This is a genomic window from Sphaerospermopsis sp. LEGE 00249, from assembly GCF_014299995.1.
GTDB classification, from domain to species: Bacteria; Cyanobacteriota; Cyanobacteriia; order Cyanobacteriales; family Nostocaceae; genus Sphaerospermopsis; species Sphaerospermopsis kisseleviana.
This window is the reverse complement of sequence record NZ_JACJUZ010000135.1, coordinates 1-5,590: the sequence shown is the minus strand read 5'-3', so window position 1 is coordinate 5,590 and position 5,590 is coordinate 1. Positions and strand designations below refer to the sequence as shown.

Here is a 5,590-nt window from a genome sequence, read left to right as displayed (position 1 = left end):
ACACCGATTCATTAATCGTAAGGGCGAAGCATTCGGACAGAATATAAACTGGTTTCAGCGATAGGTTATCACCCGAATGCTTCGCCCCTACAAGAAACAGAAAAAATTTTTAACACCCACTTACTTAAACCTCAAAAACAAAATCCACTTACATTTTGATATGTAAGTGGACTTGTTAATTATTTTAAGTGGAGCTTATGGGAATTGAACCCATGTCCAAATTGGGTATTTACCCCCCGCTCATTCACAGGTTTAGCCTTTCTGACCCTCAAGGCGGGAATCGTTCATTGTCCCGAACGTAGGATGCTCTGATTTAGTCTTAGCCAGCAAGCCAACCAGAGAACGCTTACTGGAGCATCCGTTGAGGTTAGGTCTCTAGTCCTTAACGGAGTCAAACCAGAGACGCTCGGACCTATAAGAGGCTATTAGGCAGCAACTAGGGCTTCCTTACGAGCAAAGCTTACGATATTGTTCGCATTTACTTTTTGTTTGAGCCTTTGATTTGCGAGAGGAGACTCACTCTCGACCTGAATCACAGAGCAGCTTTCGCCAACCTGTCGAAACCGTTAAAGCCCCATGCGCTTTATATTTCTATTATAGTATGCCGTTTTGGAATTGTGTTGGGTTGATCAAAAAAATTTTCTTGTCTTTGGGTATTGGTTATTGGGCATTGGGTTATTAACTTCCCCCTGCTTCCTGCCTACTGCCTCCTGCTGTAAACAATAAAGTCAAACAAATAATGCGCCATTTCTAACTTAGAACAAGGGGGAATTTCTATTTCTCTTCCTTCTTTATCTAAAAATACCGCTTGATTATGATCACTCCCAAAACCACTGCCAATTTTATCAATAGGGTTGGCTACAATTGCATCTAATTTCTTTCTCTGTAATTTCTCTTTCGCAGGTGTGATAATATCCCCGGTTTGTGCTGCAAAACCGATTAATAATTGCTGGGGTTGTTTAATTTTCCCTAGTTCAGCAACTATATCCGGTACTGGTGCAAGGGGTAAATTTTCAGGGAGCGATCGCTTAGGTAATTTCTCTACACTATAATCTCTCGGTTTCACATCCGCAACCGCCGCAGACATGACTATTATATCTGCATTTCCTAACTCTTTTAACATCGCTGCCTGCATTTGAGCCGCACTCACTACGGAAATTGCTTTAACTCCTAAAGGTGCATCCCAACTCGCTGGACAATGCACTAATGTTACCTTTGCACCTCTATGCAATGCTGCCTGTGCTAATGCTAATCCCATTTTACCCGTGGAGGGATTGCCTATAAACCGCACCGGATCTAAATATTCTCTCGTTCCCCCAGCACTGATTAAAACACGCTTCCCGCTTAAATCTCTTTTTCCTTGGGTATGCAATAAAGATTGAATATAAACAAATATTTCTTCTGGTTCGGCCATTCTTCCAGCACCGATGCGATCGCACGCTAACAACCCAGAACCAGTTTGTATACCATAAAATCTTTTATCTGTCAATAGTTGCTGCCAATTTCTTTGTACTGCTACCTGTTCCCACATATCCGTATTCATAGCAGGTGCTAACAAAACAGGACAAGTAGAAGCAAGAACAGTATTTGTTAATAAATTATCTGCCATCCCATAAGCTAACTTAGCTAAAGTATTAGCAGTTAAAGGCGCGATGACAATTAAATCCGCCCATTCTCCCAATTCGATATGTAGTGGTCGAGAATAAACAGGTTGCCAAAAATCATCATCAGTATAAGCTTGATGACGGGATAAAGTGGCAAAAGTCAAAGGTTTGATAAATTCTTGAGCGGAATTTGTGAGAATTACTCGCACTTCTACCCCAGATTTAAACAAACTAGAAACCAATTCACAAACTTTATAAGCTGCAATACCGCCGCATATAGCAACAATAACTTTTTTGGATTTGGGATTTATAAATGATGGCATTATCTCTTTATTTTATTTAATACTTCTTTAGGGACTTGATCTTCAGGAATTGGAAATCCATGATAGGTTGGATAACCTTGTTCATCAAAGGTATTGTCTGAATGAAACACATAAAATTTATCAGTTTTTTTATCATATCCATAACGTTTTTCACTATTGTTATTACTGCTACATATAGAACTATTTAACACTTTTTGAGCTTCTTGATCTTTTAAATTCATAGGTGTAGCATTTTTCCAATATCCTGAAAGATCATGTTTAGAATGAAGTTTATAACGAGGACATATTTTGATAGCTTAGGTAATTTGAGTTAAATTCTTGACAGTTCTATTTTCTAAATCATTTGTACCTTCTTGAAATTCAACTTCAATGTTTTCTGTAACAAAATCAGGGTTATTTTGTAAACTAATTAATATTCCTGGAAGTTTAACAGCACCAGCTAATGAACTTGATGTAACATCTATATTCTGATAATGACACTTGCAATCATTGAGTAAATTTTGTACATCAACAAAAAGTCCCTTACTTAAAAGTCTCAGTAGAATCATAGCGATTTTTTGTTGTTCAGAATTTTTTGAATTTTTATTCTCAAAAATCCATTGACTAACAGTTAACTCAGAGGATATATTTTGAGAAGCAAAACTACTATGAGTTTGAATCGGATCACCATTTTGAATAACACTTATTTCTGTAATAATTTGAAAAATATGTTTCATTAATTCATCAGCTTCATAATTATTAGATGCTTGTCCAATAAAAGAAAGCTCATTAATCAAAAAGTGCATTTATAGTAACTCCATTAAATCTTTTTCAGCTTGATCGAAAAAACCATCAGGCCATTTATCAATCCCTCCATCTGGATAAATTCGAGGAGTAATAATTTCTGTTGTTGGTTGTCCTTTTTTTAAATATCTTTCAAAGTAGTTAATTTGCACTTTATCAGCCTCAAGTTTATTATGTCTTACTGCTTTACGAATACCATTGAGAACATGATCGCTATGAGTTTCTAATATTATTTGAATACCACAACTTGCTGCTAAGGCAATTAATTCTCCCATCTTAGATTGTCCTCTAGGATGAAGATGAGCTTCTGGATTTTCTAATAAAATCAATGTATCTGAGGCGGCAGATAATATGGCGACAATAATTGGTAAAGTATAGGTAATTCCAAACCCTACATTAGTTGAACGATAGAAATTATTATCTTCATAGGAATATTGTAAATTTACTAAATCCATTGCTGAATGTAGCTCTATATCAATTCTTGTTCCAGGGCTAATTTCTCCTAACCAGGCTTCAACTTGACTTTTTAAAATATCAGACTGTATTGATGGATGTAATAGTTGACTATGGGAAATTTTTTTATATTCATTTATAGCTAAGAAATGGGCAGTAAATTCTCCTTGACTACCAATTTGTTGATGTTGTCTAACTTGAAAATCCGACATTTGGAAATAATTTCTAGGTGCTATTCTCTCTGCTTTTAAGTAATGAAATTTATCTGTAAACAGACTAGACTTATAAATTTTTTCATCAACAATAGAAAAATTAGATATTTGAATGACATCTGATGTACGATCATAATCAAAAATCCAAGTACCTTGAATATTATTATTTATACCAACTTCAAATGTGATTGAATCTTCTTTAGCTCGTTTAAAAAGTACATCTTTTCCTGTACCTATAGATACTAAATCACCGTTTAATGCCAGACCTATATCATCTAATAAATCTTGTTGATAGGATTGACGTAACAGTAATAAAGATTGCAGTAAAGACGATTTACCAGTGCTATTTAATCCAGAAAAGAATGTTAATGGCTTGAATGCAAAAGACTGGTTTTCAAATGGCTTAAAATTTTTTAAAGTTAAAGAACTTAACATGATAAAACCTCTTGAACTATTTGATTAATTTCTTCAAAACGATATTGAACTTTACTAGAAACTTGAGATACAGATTTAAGGAAATTAGGGTCATCTTTCATCTTTTGTCTAAATTTTTCTTTTAAGATTGTTTTATTCTCGATTAATTTTTTAATTTGTTGTGGATTTAATTCACTTAAAGTGACTGACCAAGATTCAAAAAGAGATTTATTCACAGGAGAGCTTGAAGATTTCCGAAAAGCAGTATTTTCAAAAATATTATAAGCTGCTTTCATTGCTATAGTAAACTTATTTTCTATGGTTTCTATCAAATTAGAGTCTATTTTGTTTAATTTTTTCATAGCTTCATGTAAAAAATAGTTGCGACCTTTATTTACTGGATAATCTTTATAACTGGTTAAAATGAAAGCAATAAAACCCAATACAAATTCATGATCATCCATACGTTGTTTTTTCTTTTTGCTTAGATTTATTACTCTTTTAAATTCTGGTAAATTAGCAAGGTCTTTAAGAATTTGTATCGGTTTACCAGGATTCATAGCATGGCTCGCTTGGCATAAGCCTGTATTGTTATTGCATCCATTTGTATGGATCTGTTTGAATCATGTAATGATTATTTGCATAAAATGATTTATATAAGGGTTTAGCAAGGCCAAACCCTTACAAAATTCTGAATTGTTAGATAAAATTTCTATGCTTCGTCGTAGGGTTCTAAATCTAATAGGTAGATATAAGGCTCAACTAATTCTGGACGCTGAAAGGCGATCGCTCGCAGTAAATGCCAATCATTTAAACCCTCAAAAGCATTGCTATAATTATCCAATTCCAGACGAGTAGCCAAATCTTTTATATCTGTTGCTGTCATAGCAGCAATTTCTTTTCTGGAAATGCTTAGAGTTGTCATAATGCTTGCCCCTCCCTTTTGCAGCACTCGCATTCAGCCGTAGGTGGAGTTGAGCTAAATGAGCTAAAATATCCCACCCAATCTATATTACTAATTAGTGGGCATGAAATTTGTAAATATTTAGCTGATTTTTCTCCTCAATTGTAAAAAATTGATAACTTAGCCATCCGCAATTGTCTTGATCACAAATTTTCGCAATACCTCCAGCATTTCTAAATTAATTTCATGTCCCATCACAAATTCATGATATTCGACTACCACTCCTAATGCTTCTGCCACTGCCTTAGCTTTGGTAGCAGCTGACAATGGTACAACTTGATCCTGTGTGCCGTGCATAATTAATGTGGGTGGAAAATTGCCTTTTTGTAAGTTAGCAAGTTGAGGATGTGGATACCCACTCATGACAACTAAACCAGCCAAGGGTAAAGTTAAACCTACATCCAACGTCATGGCACCACCTTGAGAAAACCCACTCAAAACGGTGCGAGACAAAGGCACTCCTGTCATGCTTTCTAAAGACTGCAACCAATCTATCAATAATTGACGACTTTCTGGCAATCCTTGATACATATTCTCGTCCCGCAAATCATACCACGCCCTACCAACTGGGGAATAGGGATAGGGATAAGGGGCATTGGGAAACAAAAATTCACAATCAGGTAAATTGAAATAAGAGGATAAAGATTCTACATCTTGGGCATTTGCACCCCACCCGTGTAACGTGACGATGAGCGCGGCTGGTTTTTGCTTTGTTTTTGGCGAAATTCTAATGAAATCTAAAGTCATGATCAATTATGTTGTTAGTTATTTAGTTAGGGCTGGTAATTGGTAATTGCTAAAAACTCTTAACTGTCCCCAGTCCCCAGTCCCCAGTCC

General features: G+C 35.4%; 7 protein-coding genes and 1 other RNA gene. All 8 read right to left on the bottom strand.

Features of this window, described 5'->3' with window-relative positions; genetic code table 11:
• Positions 1–186: 186 nt before the first annotated feature.
• Positions 187–576: a transfer-messenger RNA gene (gene ssrA / locus H5968_RS24530) on the bottom strand.
• Between the two features lie 124 nt (positions 577–700).
• Positions 701–1,927, bottom strand: a complete 1,227-nt coding sequence (coaBC, locus tag H5968_RS24525) for a bifunctional phosphopantothenoylcysteine decarboxylase/phosphopantothenate--cysteine ligase CoaBC (protein ID WP_187042026.1) — start codon at positions 1,925–1,927, stop codon at positions 701–703.
• On the bottom strand, positions 1,927–2,148 hold the full coding sequence (locus H5968_RS25310; protein WP_222620803.1) for a hypothetical protein: 222 nt from the start codon (positions 2,146–2,148) through the stop codon (positions 1,927–1,929). The genes coaBC and H5968_RS25310 overlap by 1 nt, the downstream gene beginning before the upstream one ends.
• 75 nt (positions 2,149–2,223) lie before the next feature.
• Positions 2,224–2,712 (bottom strand): hypothetical protein, encoded by a 489-nt coding sequence (locus H5968_RS25305; protein WP_222620802.1) that lies wholly within the window; start codon positions 2,710–2,712, stop codon positions 2,224–2,226.
• Positions 2,713–3,810 (bottom strand): DUF3696 domain-containing protein, encoded by a 1,098-nt coding sequence (locus H5968_RS24515; RefSeq protein WP_187042025.1) that lies wholly within the window; start codon positions 3,808–3,810, stop codon positions 2,713–2,715.
• Positions 3,804–4,349 (bottom strand): hypothetical protein, encoded by a 546-nt coding sequence (locus tag H5968_RS24510; protein ID WP_187042024.1) that lies wholly within the window; start codon positions 4,347–4,349, stop codon positions 3,804–3,806. Before H5968_RS24510 ends, H5968_RS24515 begins: the two co-directional genes overlap by 7 nt.
• Before the next feature lie 152 nt (positions 4,350–4,501).
• A complete protein-coding gene (locus H5968_RS24505) occupies positions 4,502–4,714 on the bottom strand; it encodes a DUF2555 domain-containing protein (protein ID WP_187042023.1) in 213 nt (70 codons plus the stop codon).
• A 159-nt stretch (positions 4,715–4,873) separates the two neighbouring features.
• A complete protein-coding gene (locus H5968_RS24500; RefSeq protein ID WP_137667480.1) occupies positions 4,874–5,500 on the bottom strand; it encodes an alpha/beta hydrolase in 627 nt (208 codons plus the stop codon).
• Positions 5,501–5,590 lie beyond the last annotated feature (90 nt).